The sequence below is a fragment of the Mycobacterium sp. 1274761.0 genome, from assembly GCF_001668615.1.
Classification (GTDB): Bacteria; Actinomycetota; Actinomycetes; order Mycobacteriales; family Mycobacteriaceae; genus Mycobacterium.
The window spans coordinates 1-14,501 of the sequence record NZ_LZMC01000018.1; the positions used below are offsets into that span (position 1 = coordinate 1).

General features: G+C 68.8%; 12 protein-coding genes. 10 read left to right on the forward strand and 2 right to left on the reverse strand.

Going from position 1 to position 14,501, the window contains the following annotated elements; translation table 11 throughout:
* Nucleotides 1–85 precede the first annotated feature (85 nt).
* The 6 genes from A5651_RS02175 to A5651_RS02200 all read left to right on the forward strand — a co-directional run bounded on the left by A5651_RS02175 (nt 86) and on the right by A5651_RS02200 (nt 9,028).
* Complete coding sequence (locus tag A5651_RS02175; RefSeq protein ID WP_066975103.1) at nt 86–1,459, forward strand: cobyrinate a,c-diamide synthase; 1,374 nt, start codon at nt 86–88, stop codon at nt 1,457–1,459.
* Nucleotides 1,456–2,658, forward strand: a complete 1,203-nt coding sequence (gene cobA / locus A5651_RS02180) for a uroporphyrinogen-III C-methyltransferase (protein WP_066975105.1) — start codon at nt 1,456–1,458, stop codon at nt 2,656–2,658. Before A5651_RS02175 ends, cobA begins: the two co-directional genes overlap by 4 nt.
* A 33-nt stretch (nt 2,659–2,691) precedes the next feature.
* The gene (locus tag A5651_RS02185) at nt 2,692–4,272 is read left to right on the forward strand and encodes an MFS transporter (protein ID WP_066975107.1); all 1,581 of its coding nucleotides are present in this window, start codon (nt 2,692–2,694) and stop codon (nt 4,270–4,272) included.
* A 70-nt stretch (nt 4,273–4,342) separates the two neighbouring features.
* Nucleotides 4,343–5,896: an MFS transporter gene (locus A5651_RS02190; protein WP_066975109.1), complete on the forward strand. Its 1,554-nt coding sequence runs from the start codon at nt 4,343–4,345 to the stop codon at nt 5,894–5,896.
* 16 nt (nt 5,897–5,912) lie between these two features.
* Nucleotides 5,913–7,247, forward strand: a complete 1,335-nt coding sequence (locus A5651_RS02195) for an adenylate/guanylate cyclase domain-containing protein (RefSeq protein ID WP_066975110.1) — start codon at nt 5,913–5,915, stop codon at nt 7,245–7,247.
* A 23-nt stretch (nt 7,248–7,270) separates the two neighbouring features.
* Complete coding sequence (locus tag A5651_RS02200) at nt 7,271–9,028, forward strand: proline--tRNA ligase (protein ID WP_066975112.1); 1,758 nt, start codon at nt 7,271–7,273, stop codon at nt 9,026–9,028.
* Nucleotides 9,029–9,061: 33 nt separating this feature from the next.
* Here A5651_RS02200 and A5651_RS02205 read toward each other — a convergent pair whose 3' ends face one another.
* Both A5651_RS02205 and A5651_RS02210 read right to left on the reverse strand, forming a co-directional pair.
* A complete protein-coding gene (locus A5651_RS02205) occupies nt 9,062–9,532 on the reverse strand; it encodes a ferritin-like domain-containing protein (RefSeq protein WP_066975114.1) in 471 nt (156 codons plus the stop codon).
* Nucleotides 9,529–9,978, reverse strand: a complete 450-nt coding sequence (locus A5651_RS02210; protein WP_197496510.1) for a hypothetical protein — start codon at nt 9,976–9,978, stop codon at nt 9,529–9,531. Before A5651_RS02210 ends, A5651_RS02205 begins: the two co-directional genes overlap by 4 nt.
* Before the next feature lie 164 nt (nt 9,979–10,142).
* Here A5651_RS02210 and rimP point away from each other — a divergent pair, with 164 nt between their 5' ends.
* The 4 genes from rimP to infB all read left to right on the forward strand — a co-directional run.
* Nucleotides 10,143–10,700 (forward strand): ribosome maturation factor RimP, encoded by a 558-nt coding sequence (gene rimP, locus A5651_RS02215; protein WP_066975118.1) that lies wholly within the window; start codon nt 10,143–10,145, stop codon nt 10,698–10,700.
* Complete coding sequence (nusA, locus tag A5651_RS02220; protein WP_066975120.1) at nt 10,697–11,740, forward strand: transcription termination factor NusA; 1,044 nt, start codon at nt 10,697–10,699, stop codon at nt 11,738–11,740. Before rimP ends, nusA begins: the two co-directional genes overlap by 4 nt.
* Nucleotides 11,741–11,894: 154 nt before the next feature.
* The gene (locus tag A5651_RS24765) at nt 11,895–12,140 is read left to right on the forward strand and encodes a DUF448 domain-containing protein (protein WP_231988500.1); all 246 of its coding nucleotides are present in this window, start codon (nt 11,895–11,897) and stop codon (nt 12,138–12,140) included.
* Between the two features lie 91 nt (nt 12,141–12,231).
* A partial coding sequence (gene infB, locus A5651_RS02225; RefSeq protein ID WP_066975122.1) for a translation initiation factor IF-2 occupies nt 12,232–14,501 on the forward strand: 2,270 nt, incomplete at its 3' end.

A 14,501-nucleotide genomic window follows, 5' to 3' on the forward strand; every position in this document is an offset into this window, starting at 1 on the left:
TACGCTCAGGCCGCGGTGAGCGTGCGCAAACTGCCGGAATCCGACGGTGTGTCGTGTGCAGACACGCCCGCTCGCGGACAGAGGCATGACCGTGCCGGCAGTGGTGATCGCTGCGCCAGCCTCGGGCAGCGGAAAGACCACTGTGGCAACGGGTCTGATGGGGGCGCTGCGTCAGGCCGGTCGTCGGGTTGCGCCGTTCAAAGTCGGCCCCGACTACATCGACCCGGGTTATCACACGCTCGCCGCGGGCAGGCCCGGCCGCAACCTGGACCCGGTGCTGGTCGGCGATGACCTGATCGGGCCGCTGTACCGGCACGGCAGCGACGGGTGCGACATCGCCGTCGTCGAAGGGGTGATGGGGCTGTTCGACGGTCGCATCGACAGCGCCATGACCGGCCCCGCCGCGGGATCGACCGCACACGTTGCCGCCCTGCTCGGGGCGCCGGTGATCCTCGTCGTCGACGCCAAAGGGCAGAGCCACAGCCTGGCCGCGCTGCTGCACGGCTTCGCCACGTTCGACGACACCACCCGCATCGCCGGGGTGATCCTCAACCGGGTTGGCTCACCGCGGCACGCCGATGTGCTGCGACAGGCATGCGAACACGCCGGCGTCCCGGTGCTCGGCGTGCTACCTCGCCTCGACGAATTGGCCGTGCCCTCACGGCATCTCGGCTTGATCACCGCCGTAGAACATGGCCACCGTGCGCGGGCCGCCGTTGACGCGATGACATCGCTGGCGGCGGCGCACATGAACCTCGATGGTGTTCTCGCAGCGGCGGGCGGGCGCGTCTCGGCGGTGCCCTGGCAACCCGACAGCGCCGTCGGGGGGCGGACAGAAACGCGTGTCACGGTGGCGCTGGCAACCGGTAAGGCGTTCAGCTTCGGCTACGCCGAGCACCCCGAACTGCTGGCGGCGGCCGGTGCGGACGTGGTCGAATTCGATCCGCTGACCGACCCGTTGCCGCCCGATGCCGCAGCGCTCGTGCTGCCCGGCGGGTTCCCGGAGGAGTTCGGCACGGCCCTGTCGGCCAACGACCCCGTCCGCCGTCAGATCGCGGCGCTGGCCGCACGCGGCGCGCCCATCCACGCCGAATGTGCCGGCCTGACCTATCTGGTCGAGGAGCTCGACGGCTATCCGATGTGCGGGGTGCTTGCCGGCTCGGCACGCTTCACCGACAGGCTGACGCTGGCCTACCGTGAAGCCGCCGCGCCCGCCGACTCGTCTCTGTACGTCGCGGGCGAGCGTGCCGTTGGACACGAATTCCACCGCACCGTAGTCACTTTCGCCGACAGCTATCAGCCCGCGTGGGTGTATCGCGGACGCGACGTCGCGGCCGTCCGCGACGGCGCGGTGCACCGCGGTGTGCACGCGAGCTACCTGCATACCCACCCGGCGGCCCGGCCGCGTGCCATCGCGCGCTTCGTCGCAGCCGCGGCAACCTCTAGGCTCGCCGGGTGACTTCAGCGGACAACGCCTACCTGGTCGGCCTGCAACTGGCCGGCAAGAAGGTCGTGGTCGTTGGGGGTGGAACCGTCGCCCAGCGTCGCCTCCCTCTGCTGGTCGCCACCGGCGCCGACGTCCATGTGGTTTCGCGGTCGGCCACCCCGGCGGTCGAGGCGATGGCCGGAATCACGTTGACACTGCGCCCTTTCCAAGAGGGTGACCTCGACGGGGCGTGGTATGTGATCGCCGCGACCGACGATCCGGACGTCAACGCCGCCGTAGCGCAGGAGGCCGAGCGCCGTCGAATCTTCTGCGTCCGCGCCGACGCCGGTCGCGAGGGCACCGCGGTCACCCCCGCAACTTTCGAATACGAAGGCCTGGCCGTCGGCGTGCTGGCCGGCGGTGAGCATCGCCGTTCGGCGGCCATCCGGTCGGCCATCCACGAGGCGTTCCAGCAGGGGCTGATCACCGGCGACGCGCCGGGTGTGGTGCACGGCGGCGTCGCCCTCGTCGGCGGCGGCCCCGGCGACCCCGAGCTGATCACCGTGCGGGGGCGGCGGCTGCTGGCGCACGCTGACGTGGTCGTCGCCGATCGGCTCGCGCCGCCGGAACTACTGGCAGAGCTGCCGCCGCATGTCGAGGTCATCGACGCCGCGAAGATCCCCTATGGCCGCGCGATGGCCCAGGACGCCATCAATGCCGTGCTCATCGAGCGGGCGAAAGAAGGCAAGTTCGTCGTCCGCCTCAAGGGCGGTGACCCGTTTGTGTTCGCGCGCGGTTACGAAGAGGTGATCGCCTGCACCGAGGCGGGCATACCTGTGACGGTTGTGCCGGGTGTGACGAGTGCCATAGCGGTGCCCGCGCTTGCCGGCGTGCCAGTCACACATCGCGCCGTGACTCACGAATTTGTGGTGGTCAGCGGCCACGTTGCGCCGGGGCACCCCGAATCGTTAGTAAATTGGGATGCGCTGGCCGCGATGTCCGGCACGGTTGTGTTGCTGATGGCCGTCGAGCGGATAGAGCAATTCGCCAAGGCGCTGCTCGATGGCGGCCGACCTGCGGATACGCCGGTCTTGGTGGTCCAGCATGGCACGACGTCGGCGCAGAGAACGTTGCGGACAACGCTGGGCGACGCGCCTGAGCAGATCCGATCCGAGGGAGTTCGACCGCCCGCGATCATCGTGATCGGCCAGGTGGCGGAGTTCGGCGGTTAAAGGATTCTTAAGATTACTGTAAGGTAACCAGCTATGACGGCTATCAACGACGCAGCCCGCGCCGCCATCCGCCGTGATGCCGAGGGCAACGCCGCTCGGACGCTGCCTGAGCAGGGGACGAATCCCGCGGTAGCGAAAACCGGTAGGTACCCGACGTGGCTGCCCTCTCGCCGATTCATCGCCGCGGTCATCGCGATCGGCGGCATGCAGCTGTTGGCCACGATGGACAGCACGGTCGCGATCGTCGCGCTTCCTAAGATCCAGGACGAGCTGAGCCTTTCCGACGCCGGCCGCAGTTGGGTCATCACCGCCTACGTGCTGACTTTCGGTGGCCTGATGCTGCTCGGCGGCCGGCTGGGCGACACCATCGGCCGCAAGCGCACGTTCATCGTCGGCGTCGCGTTGTTCACCATCGCCTCGGTGTTGTGCGGCATCGCATGGGACGAGACGACGTTGGTCATCGCCAGGCTGCTGCAGGGCGTCGGCTCCGCGATCGCCTCGCCTACCGGCCTGGCACTAGTCGCCACGACGTTCCCGAAGGGTCCCGCCCGCAACGCCGCCACGGCGGTGTTCGGCGCCATGACCGCCGTCGGCTCCGTGATGGGCCTGGTGGTCGGCGGTGCCCTCACCGAGGTGTCGTGGCGGTGGGCCTTCCTGGTCAATGTGCCGATCGGCCTCGTGATGATCTACCTGGCGCGCACCAGCCTGCGCGAAACGCACAGGGAGCGGATGAAGCTCGATGCGTCCGGCGCCATTCTGGCCACGCTGGGCTGCACCGCCGCGGTGTTCGGCTTCTCGATGGGTCCCGAGCAGGGCTGGCTGTCGCCCATCACGCTCGGCTCGGTGGCCGCCGCGGGCGTCTTTCTCATCGGCTTCATCATCGTCGAGCGCACCGCCGAAAACCCCGTCGTGCCGTTCAGCCTGTTCAAGGACCGCAACCGGCTTCTGACATTCGCCGCGATCTTCCTGGCCGGCGGCGTGCTGTTCTCGCTGACCGTGCTGATCGGGCTCTACGTGCAGGACATCCTGGGCTACAGCGCCCTGCGGGCCGGCATCGGGTTCATTCCGTTCGTCGTCGCGATGGGCATCGGGCTGGCGCTGTCGGCGAACCTGGTATCGATCTTCCCGCCGCGCGTGCTGGTGATCGCCGGTGGCGTGCTGGTACTGGGTGCCATGCTCTACGGCTCGACGCTCAACGCCGGTATCCCGTATTTCCCGAACCTGGTGGTGCCGATCTTCATCGGCGGCATCGGGATCGGCACCATCGTCGTTCCGCTGACCATCTCGGCGATCGCGGGCGTCGGCTTCGACCAGATCGGCCCCGTATCGGCAATCGCGCTGATGCTGCAGAACCTCGGCGGCCCGCTGGTGCTGGCGGTCGTGCAGGCCGTCATCACGTCGCGCACGCTGTATCTCGGCGGCACCACCGGTCCGGTGAAGAACATGGACTCCGCCCAACTGCATGCGCTGGATCAGGGTTACACCTATGGCTTGCTCTGGGTTGCCGCGGTCGCGGTGATCGTCGGGGCGGTGGCGCTGTTCATCGGATACACGGCCGAGCAGGTGGCGCATGCGCAGGAGGTCAAAGACGCGATCGACCAGGGAGAGCTGTAGATTCGGCGTGGTTCGTCGCCCTGACCGCAACTGAACACGCCGAAATCGTGCATGGGTAGGCTGGCTACCCATGTCTGCGGCGGGTGGTTCCAGCGAGTCGACCGACCGTACCGAACGCGTCAAGCCCACGCTCACAACCCACGTGCTCGGCATCGCGATCTTCGCGATCACCGGCATGCAATTGATGTCGACGCTCGACGGAACCATCGTCATCGTCGCGCTGCCGCGGCTGCAGAACGAGTTGGATCTTTCCGACGCGGGTAAGAGCTGGGTCATCACGGCTTACGTGCTGACGTTCGGCGGCCTGCTGTTGATCGGCGGACGCGTCGGCGACGCCATCGGCCACAAGAGGGCGTTCCTGTCCGGCGTCGGCGTGTTCACGATCGCCTCGCTGGTGTGCGGGGTGGCCACCGACGGCTTTACGCTGATCATCGCCCGCGCCGTGCAGGGCACCGGCGCGGCCGTCGCGGCACCGACCGGGCTGGCACTGATCGCGACGACCTACGCCGTCGGGAATGCCCGCAACCGAGCGTTCGCGGTGTCGGCGGCCATGCAGGCCTCCGGCTCGGTGTTGGGGCTGGTGCTCGGTGGCGCGCTGACCGTCATCTCGTGGCGGCTCGCGTTCCTGATCAACGTGCCGATCGGCATCGTGATCATCGCGGTCGCCGTCACCCGCCTGGCCGAGACCACACATGAGCGGCTCAAGCTCGACGTCACCGGCGCGCTGCTGGCCACCGCCGCCTGCACGTCGGCAGTGTTGGTGTTCACCCAAGGCCCGCCACGCGGCTGGATCGACCCGTGGGTGATCGGTGCCGCCATCGCCGCTGTCGTGTTCCTCGCCGCATTTCTGGTCGTCGAGCGCACCGCCGAGCACCCGATCATGCCGTTCTCGGTGTTCGACAACCGCAGCCGCGTCGCGACGTTTCTGGCGCTGTTCTTGGCCGGCGGGGTCATGCTGACCGCCACCGTGATCATCGCGCTCTACGTCCAGGACGTGATGGGCTACTCGGCGCTGCGGGCTGGCGTGTCGTTCCTGCCGTTCGCGGCCGCGTTCGGGCTGGGCACCGTACTGGCGACGCGGGCGGCGCCCGCGATCGCTCCGCGCTGGCTGATCATCGGGTGCGGGACGCTGGTGCTCGCGGCAATGGTCTACGGCTCGACGCTGGACAGGTCGATCCCGTATTTCCCCGACTTCGTGGCGTTGATCGTCGTCGGCGGTTTCGGCATCGGCGTGATCTCGGTGATCCTGCCGCTGTGTGCGGTCGCCGACGTCGGCCCGCGCGAGATCGGCCCGGTATCGGCGATTCAGCTGATGGTCTACAACCTGGGCGGTCCGCTGGTGCTGGTCGTGATCCAGGCGGTGCAGACGTCGCGCACGCTGTACCTCGGTGGGACGACGGGACCGGTCGCCGACATGACGCCCGGCCAGCTCGATGCGCTGGACGCCGGCTACACCTACTCGCTGCTGTGGGTTGCCGGCGTCGCGGTGTTGGTCGGCGCCGCCGCGCTGGGCATCGGCTTCTCCGCGCGGCAGATCGCGGCGGCCCAGTACACCCGCGAGGCATTCGAGGCCGGCGAGTTCGACGACGGCGAACGGATTTCGCGACCGCCGCGCGACGGCTGATGACACACTCTTCGGCGTGAGCATCGGGCGCGTGCGGTATGCGCGAAACGGGGACATCCGGCTGGCCTACCGGGTGATGGGCGAGGGTGACATCCCCGTCGTGATGATTCCCGGCTGGGTGAGCAACATCGATCTGTACGAGGACCCGACCACGACCTACGGCAGCATGGCCGAGCGGATCAGCGAGTTCGCGAAGTTGCTGGTCTGGGACAAGCGGGGCACGGGGCTGTCCGATCCAGTCACGCACGTGCCGCCGATCGACGAACGGATGGACGACCTCAAAGCGGTGCTCGACGACGCCGGGTTCGAACGACCCGCGGTGCTCGGGATCTCCGAGGGTGGCCCGATGAGCCTGCTGTTCGCCGCCACATATCCCGACCGGGTCCGGTCGCTGGTGCTCTACGGGACAACGGCCAGATTCTCTCAAAGTCCACCAGACCAGCCCTGGGGATTCACTCCTGAAGAGATCGCCGCGGTGCACGATGACATCGAAAAGAATTGGGGCGAAGGAGCTTTGGCCGAACTGTTCTTCGGTCCCGTTGCCGATGTGCCCGGCGTGCGCGAGATGTTCGGCAAGGAGCAGCGTGTCTGCGCGAGCCCGATGATGGCCCACATGATGTGGGATGCGGTCGCCGAAATCGATGTCCGCGACATCCTGCCCGGCGTTCGCACTCCCACCAGGGTGTTGGGCCGCAGAGGCGACCGCATTGCGCCGTTCGATGCGGCCGTCGCGCTCGCCGAGGCCATCCCGAATGCCGAACTGCGCGAGCTGCCGCCCGGCGAACACTATGCCGGCGACCTGGTCGATGTTCTTCCCGAGATGGTGATGGAGTTCGTCGGCGAGCAGGCGCACGCCCGGCCGGCCGAACGCGTGCTGAGCACCGTCCTGTTCACCGATATTGTCGGCTCGACGGAAATGCTTGCCGCGCAAGGGGATGCGCACTGGCGCAGACACCTCGACGACCACGACCGGCTGGTCGACACGGTGTTGGCGCGCTACGGCGGACGCCGGGCCAAGCGCACCGGCGACGGGATCTTCGCGCTGTTCGACGGGCCGACGAAGGCCGCCCGGTGTGGCCTCGACCTGGTGCCCGCACTGGCCAGGCATGGCATCCCGATCCGCGCTGGGGTGCACATCGGTGAGTGCGAGAAGCGCGGGGAGGAGTGGAGCGGCTTGGCCGTTCACGTCGGAGCACGGATCAGTGCGATGGCCGGCGCGGGTGAGGTGCTGACCAGCCGCACCGTGCGCGACCTCTCCGTCGGCTCCGGGCTGGTCTTCGAAGGGCTCGGAGCCCACCGCCTCAAGGGGCTGTCGGAGGACACCGAGGTATTTCGTGTGAAAGTCGCCTGAGGCGCTCACTAAGCTAGCGGGCTGTGATCACCCGCATGTCCGAGCTGTTCCTGCGCACGCTGCGCGACGACCCGGCCGACGCCGAGGTGCCCAGCCACAAATTGCTGATCCGGGCGGGTTACGTGCGTTCCGTCGGCCCTGGGCTCTACAGCTGGCTGCCGCTGGGTCTGCGGGTGCTGCGCAACATCGAGCGCGTGGTGCGCGACGAGATGAACGCGATCGGCGGGCAGGAGATCTTGTTCCCGGCCCTGCTGCCGCGGGCGCCGTACGAGACGACGAACCGCTGGACCGAGTACGGCGACGGCGTGTTCCGGCTCAAGGACCGCCGCGACAACGACTACCTGCTCGGACCCACTCATGAGGAGCTATTCACCCTGACGGTGAAGGGGGAGTACAGCAGCTACAAGGACTTCCCGGTGCTGCTGTATCAGATTCAGACCAAATACCGCGACGAGGCGCGGCCGCGGGCGGGGATCCTGCGCGGGCGCGAGTTCGTCATGAAGGACTCCTATTCCTTTGACGTCGACGACGCCGGCCTCGAGGCGGCTTACCACCGTCACCGCGACGCCTACCAGCACATCTTCGACACGCTCGGCATCCGCTACGTCATCGTCTCGGCCGTGTCGGGAGCGATGGGCGGCAGCGCCTCGGAGGAATTTCTCGCCGAAAGCGAGATCGGCGAGGACACGTTCGTGCGCTGCCCGGAGTCCGGCTACGCCGCCAACGTCGAAGCCGTCGTGACCGCGGTGCCCGACGCGCTGCCGGTCGACGCGCTGCCCGAGGCCAAGGTCTACGACACCCCGGACACGCCAACCATCGCCACGCTGGTCGACTGGGCCAACACCGCCGATCTCGGACGGGAGATCACCGCCGCGGACACGCTGAAGAACGTGCTGTTGAAGGTCCGCCAGCCCGGCGGCGACTGGGGGTTGCTGGGGATCGGGGTGCCTGGTGACCGCGAGGTCGACGAGAAGCGGCTGGGCGCGGCGCTCGACCCCGCCGATTACGCGCTGCTCGACGACGCGGACTTCGCCAAGAACCCGTTTCTGGTGAAAGGCTATGTCGGCCCGAAGGCGTTGCGGGACAACGGTATTCGCTATCTGGTGGACCCCCGGGTGGTCGACGGCACCTCGTGGATCACCGGTGCGGACGCGCCCAACAAGCACGTCGTCGGCCTGGTCATGGGCCGCGATTTCACCGCCGACGGCACCATCGAAGCCGCCGAGGTGCGCGACGGCGACCCGTCACCGGACGGGGCGGGTCTGCTGGTGTCGGCCCGCGGCATCGAGATCGGGCACATCTTCCAACTCGGCCGCAAATACACCGACGCGTTCTCCGTCGATGTGCTCGGTGAGGACGGCAAGCCGGTGCGCCCAACCATGGGCTCCTACGGCATCGGGGTGTCGCGGCTGGTGGCGGTGATCGCCGAGCAGCATCACGACGAGCAGGGACTGCGCTGGCCGGCGTCGGTGTCGCCGTTCGACGCGCACGTGGTGATCGCCAACAAGGACGAGGCTGCCCGCGCGGGCGCCGAGGAGCTGACCGCCGAACTGGACCGCCTCGGCGTCGAGGTGCTGCTCGATGACCGCAAGTCCTCGCCAGGTGTGAAGTTCAAGGACGCCGAGCTGCTGGGCGTGCCGTGGATTGTCGTCGTCGGCCGCGGATGGGCGGACGGTGTGGTCGAACTGCGCAACCGGTTCACCCGGGAGACGCGCGACATCGCCGTGGACGGTGCAGCGGAGTCGATCGCGACGGCGCTCACCGCGCCGGACGCACGCTGACACCGCCCGCGCTGAGCGCGACAATCTCAGGGACTATTCGGAGCCGCCTGGGAAGGCGGTGCTGACCGGAGACGTGCCCAGCACCCGCTTCCAGCGGGCCACCGTCACCGCGGCCTCCGTCAGCGCCGTCACGGCGAAGGTTCGGTCCTGCGCAGTGATCGCGTGTTCGGCGACTGCCCGCCACGCCACCGCGCAGTCGTCCTCCATGCGTACTGCAAGGTTTGCTGCGTCCGTCGGATTGTCCAGCTGCATCGGTAGCTGATACCCGGCGGCGGGCAGGGGCGGCTCCACCCCGCGCGCGGTCAGCACTTTGATCGCGGCCTCGCGGCGCTCACGGTGTTCGGCCATCGCGGCGGCGACCAACTCGTTCTCCTCGGGCGAGGAGTGCGCGGAAACCAGCCCGTAGCCGTAGATGACCGCGTGTTCGGTGGCCACGGCGTCGAAGAGCGCGCCCGCGGCGGCGTCGGGCGGGCGCGGCGGACCGGTCTGCTGCGGAGACGTCATGTCAGCGCCACCGAGTAGGCCGCGGTGCAGTATGCCGCGATGGAAGCGAGCAGGCCGGCGCGGTAACCGGACATCTGGGGCGCCAGCTGGGCGGCGCTGTCGGCAGAGGCGTGAAGGGCGGCCACGACGTCGGCGGAAGTCGGCGGCGGGGCGGGCGGTGCGGCCGCCGGAGTCGTGGCGGATGAGGTGGTGGCCTCACCGGTGAGGCGGGCGATCTCGTCGGAGAGCGCCTCGGCGTGCTTGGCGCGATCGGCCGAAACGGCTGCCAGCGCGGGTTGCATCGGGGCTTTCGCCGCGGCGGCGGCGTCGCTGGCCAGCTGACTGTCGCTGCGGGCCCGGTCCAGCTGCGCGGTCAGGCGGTCGAGGTCCTGGGGCGGTGCCGGCTTGCCGCCGCACGCGGCACCCGTGACGCCGACGACCGCCAGCGCGGCTGTCCCGAACAGCATGCGACGCCTGCTGATGACGGGGAGAGCACTCGGCACGACGCCATCCTGCCATTGCCGGAAGCAGCGTCGGCTATTCGCTGGGCACCGCCACGAGATTGCGGTTCGTCACATCGTCCCTGGCGTATCGTGGCCACGTCGGGACAATTCAACATGAGGAGCTCGCCGTGGCATCGGATCCGCAGCTGCGGTCTGCGAGATTTCCCTCGCAGCAGCAGGTGATCGAGCTACTCGACGGCGAGTTCGCGCGCGCAGGCTATGAGATCGAAGACGTCGTCATCGACGCCAGCGCGCGCCCGCCGCGCATCACGGTGATCGCTGACGGCGACCGCGCCCTGGACCTCGACGCCATCGCCGAGCTGTCCCGCACGGCATCCGATCTGCTCGACTCGATGGACTCCTCGACGTCCGCCTCGTCGTATGTGCTGGAGGTGACGTCGCGTGGGGTGGACCGGCCGCTGACCGAGGAGAAGCACTACCGGCGCGCCCGCGGTCGGAAGGTGGAGGTGACGCTGTCCGACGGGACCCAGCTGGCCGGCAGGCTCGGTGAGACCCGCGACGGCGCCGTCGACCTCGTCGTCCGCGAGGGGGGACGGGCTAACTATTCAGTTCGCGAGCTGCCGCTCAGCGGCATTGCCAAAGCCATTGTCCAGGTTGAGTTTTCGCCGCCGAACCAGCGCGAGCTCGAGCTGACAGGTCAACCGGGGAAGGGGGCCGGCGCATGAACATCGACATGGCCGCGCTGCACGCCATCGAGGCCGACAAAGGCATCTCGGTGGACGTCGTCGTCGAAACCATCAAGTCCGCGTTGCTGACCGCCTATCGCCATACCGAGGGCCACGAGGCCGATGCCCGCATCGAGATCGACCGCAAGACCGGCGTCGTCAAGGTGATGGCCCGTGAAACCGACGAAGACGGCAATGTCCTAAACGAATGGGACGACACCCCCGAAGGATTCGGGCGCATCGCGGCCACCACCGCGCGGCAGGTGATCCTGCAGCGGCTGCGCGACGCCGAGAACGAGAAGAACTACGGCGAGTTCTCCACCCGCGAAGGCGAAATCGTCGGCGGGGTCATTCAGCGTGACAGCCGCGCCAACGCACGCGGCCTGGTGGTCGTGCGGATGGGCAGCGAGACCAAGGGCTCAGAGGGCGTCATCCCGGCCGCCGAGCAGGTCCCGGGGGAACGCTATGACCACGGTGACCGGCTGCGGTGCTACGTCGTGGGCGTCACCCGCGGTGCCCGCGAACCGGTGATCACGCTGTCGCGCACGCACCCGAACCTGGTCCGCAAGCTGTTCTCCCTCGAGGTGCCCGAGATCGCCGACGGGTCCGTCGAGATCGTCGCGGTGGCCCGCGAGGCCGGCCACCGCTCCAAGATCGCGGTGGCCTCGCGCGTGCCGGGGCTCAACGCCAAGGGCGCCTGCATCGGTCCGATGGGCCAGCGGGTGCGCAATGTGATGAGCGAGTTGTCGGGGGAGAAGATCGACATCATCGACTATGACGAGGACCCCGCGAAGTTCGTCGCCAATGCTCTTTCGCCGGCCAAGGTGGTGTCGGTGCAGGTGATCGACGAGGCCGCCCGCGCGGCGCGGGTCGTGGTGCCTGACTTCCAGCTGTCGCTGGCCATCGGAAAGGAAGGCCAGAACGCCCGACTGGCGGCGCGGTTGACCGGCTGGCGCATCGACATTCGCAGCGACGCGCCCGCCGCGGCGGACAGCCCGCCGAATCCGGGCGCGACACACGGCGCTGTGCACGACCGATAGCCGGTTTCCTCCGTTTCGGATCGCGCGGGTCGGGACGGTAGACTCAGGCGTGATCCAGCGTGAGACTTCGGCATCACCGCACAGAAGTACGGATGGACCCGTACGGACATGCGTGGGCTGCCGGAAGCGAGAGCTGGCCGCCGAACTGCTTCGGGTGGTCGCTGCAGAAAACGGCGACGGCAATTTCGCCGTAACCGTTGACGCAGCAGGTAACCTGCCTGGGCGGGGCGCTTGGTTGCACCCCGACCAGCAGTGTCTGCACGCAGCAATCCGGCGGCGAGCATTCGCTCGAGCGTTGCGCATCACCGGCTCACCGGAAACGTCCGCGGTGTTGGAGCACTTCGAGAACATCGGAGTGCCTTTTCACAGCGGTGAAGAGAACAGGCAGCGAAGAACATGAGCACACCGTGAAGTCCAGACGATGACCATGCGTCGTAGCTAAACCCGAGGCGTCGGCTTACCACCGCTTGCGCCTCTAGACAGGAGAGTAAGTGGCAGGCAAGGCCCGCGTTCACGAGTTGGCCAAGGAACTCGGTGTAACCAGCAAGGAAGTACTCGCCCGACTGAGTGAACAGGGCGAATTCGTTAAGTCAGCATCCTCCACGGTGGAGGCTCCCGTCGCGCGTCGGCTGCGCGAATCTTTCGGTGGAGCAAAGCCGACCGCGGAGAAGGCAAAGGCAGAAGGAAACGGCGCGTCGGCCAAGCCCGCCGCGAAGTCGGCCCCCGCGGCCGAGCAGGCGCCGGTAGCGAAGCCGGCCGCTCCCGCGAAGCCGGCCGCGCCCGCGAAACCCGCTGCTCCCGCAACCGCCGCGCCCGCTCCTGTGGCGGCCGCGTCAGCGCCGGCCCCGGCTCGTCCGGGCCCGACACCGGGCCCGCGGCCCGCGACACCGGGCCCGAAGCCCGCACCGCGCACGCCGCGCGTCGGCAACAATCCGTTCTCGTCGCAGCAGCCGGTCGAACGGGCGATTCCGCGGCCTCAGGCGCCGCGCCCCGGCGCCCCGCGCCCGGGTGGCGGTCCCCGGCCCGGCGTGACACCGGGCAACATGCCACCCCGGCCGCCGGGCGCGCGGCCAGGCGCGACCGGTCGTCCCGGCGGACCTCGTCCGGCCCCCGGCGGCCGCGGCCCCGGTGGCGGCGGTCGTCCCGGCGGTGGTGGCGGTGGTAACTACCGCACCGGTGGCCCCGGTGGTGGTGGTGGTGGTGCTCCTGCCGGCGGCGGTTATCGCGGTCGCCCGGGCGGGGGTGGTCGTCCCGGCCAGCGCGGCGGTGCCGCAGGTGCCTTCGGTCGTCCAGGTGGCGCTCCCAAGCGCGGCCGCAAGTCGAAGAGGGCGAAACGCGCCGAATACGAAAACATGCAGGCACCGGTCGTCGGCGGCGTGCGGTTGCCGCACGGCAACGGCGAGACCATCCGCCTGGCCCGCGGCGCGTCGCTGTCCGATCTGGCCGAGAAGATCGACGCCAACCCTGCCGCGCTCGTGCAGGCGTTGTTCAACCTCGGTGAGATGGTCACGGCCACTCAGTCGGTCGGCGACGACACGCTGGAGCTGCTCGGCAGCGAGATGAACTACAAGATCCAGGTCGTCTCCCCAGAGGACGAGGACCGCGAACTGCTCGAGTCCTTCGACCTGACCTACGGGGAAGATGAGGGCGACGAGTCCGACCTGGAGAGCCGTCCGCCGGTGGTGACCGTGATGGGTCACGTCGACCACGGCAAGACCCGACTGCTGGACACGATCCGCCAGGCCAACGTCCGCGAGGAAGAGGCCGGCGGCATCACCCAGCACATCGGCGCCTACCAGGTGGCCGTCGACTTCGACGGCGGCCAGCGCCTCATCACCTTCATCGATACCCCCGGCCATGAGGCGTTCACCGCCATGCGTGCCCGCGGCGCGAAGGCCACCGACATCGCGATCCTGGTGGTCGCGGCCGACGACGGTGTCATGCCGCAGACGGTGGAGGCCATCAACCACGCGCAGGCCGCCGATGTGCCGATCGTCGTGGCGGTCAACAAGATCGACAAGGAAGGCGCCGATCCGGCGAAGATCCGCGGGCAGCTGACCGAATACGGTTTGGTGCCAGAGGAATTCGGCGGCGACACCATGTTCGTTGATATCTCCGCCAAGCAGGGCACCAACATCGAGGCGCTGGAAGAAGCGGTGCTGCTGACCGCCGACGCCGCGCTCGACCTGCGGGCCAACCCCGACATGGAGGCCCAGGGCGTGGCGATCGAGGCGCACCTCGACCGCGGCCGCGGACCGGTGGCGACCGTGCTCATCCAGCGCGGCACGCTGCGGGTCGGCGACTCCGTGGTGGCCGGTGACGCCTACGGCCGCGTCCGCCGCATGGTCGACGAGCACGGCGACGACGTCACCGAGGCGCTGCCGTCGCGGCCGGTGCAGGTCATCGGCTTCACATCGGTGCCGGGCGCCGGTGACAACCTGCTGGTCGTCGACGAGGACCGCATCGCCCGCCAGATCGCCGACCGGCGCAGCGCGCGCAAGCGCAACGCGTTGGCCGCGCGCAGCCGCAAGCGGATCAGCCTCGAGGACCTGGATTCGGCGCTGAAGGAGACCAGCCAGCTGAACCTGATCCTCAAGGGCGACAACGCGGGCACCGTGGAGGCGCTCGAGGAAGCGCTGATGGGCATCCAGGTCGACGACGAGGTCGAGCTGCGCGTCATCGACCGCGGCGTCGGCGGTATCACCGAGACCAACGTCAACCTGGCGTCGGCATCGGATGCGGTGATCATCGGCTTCAACGT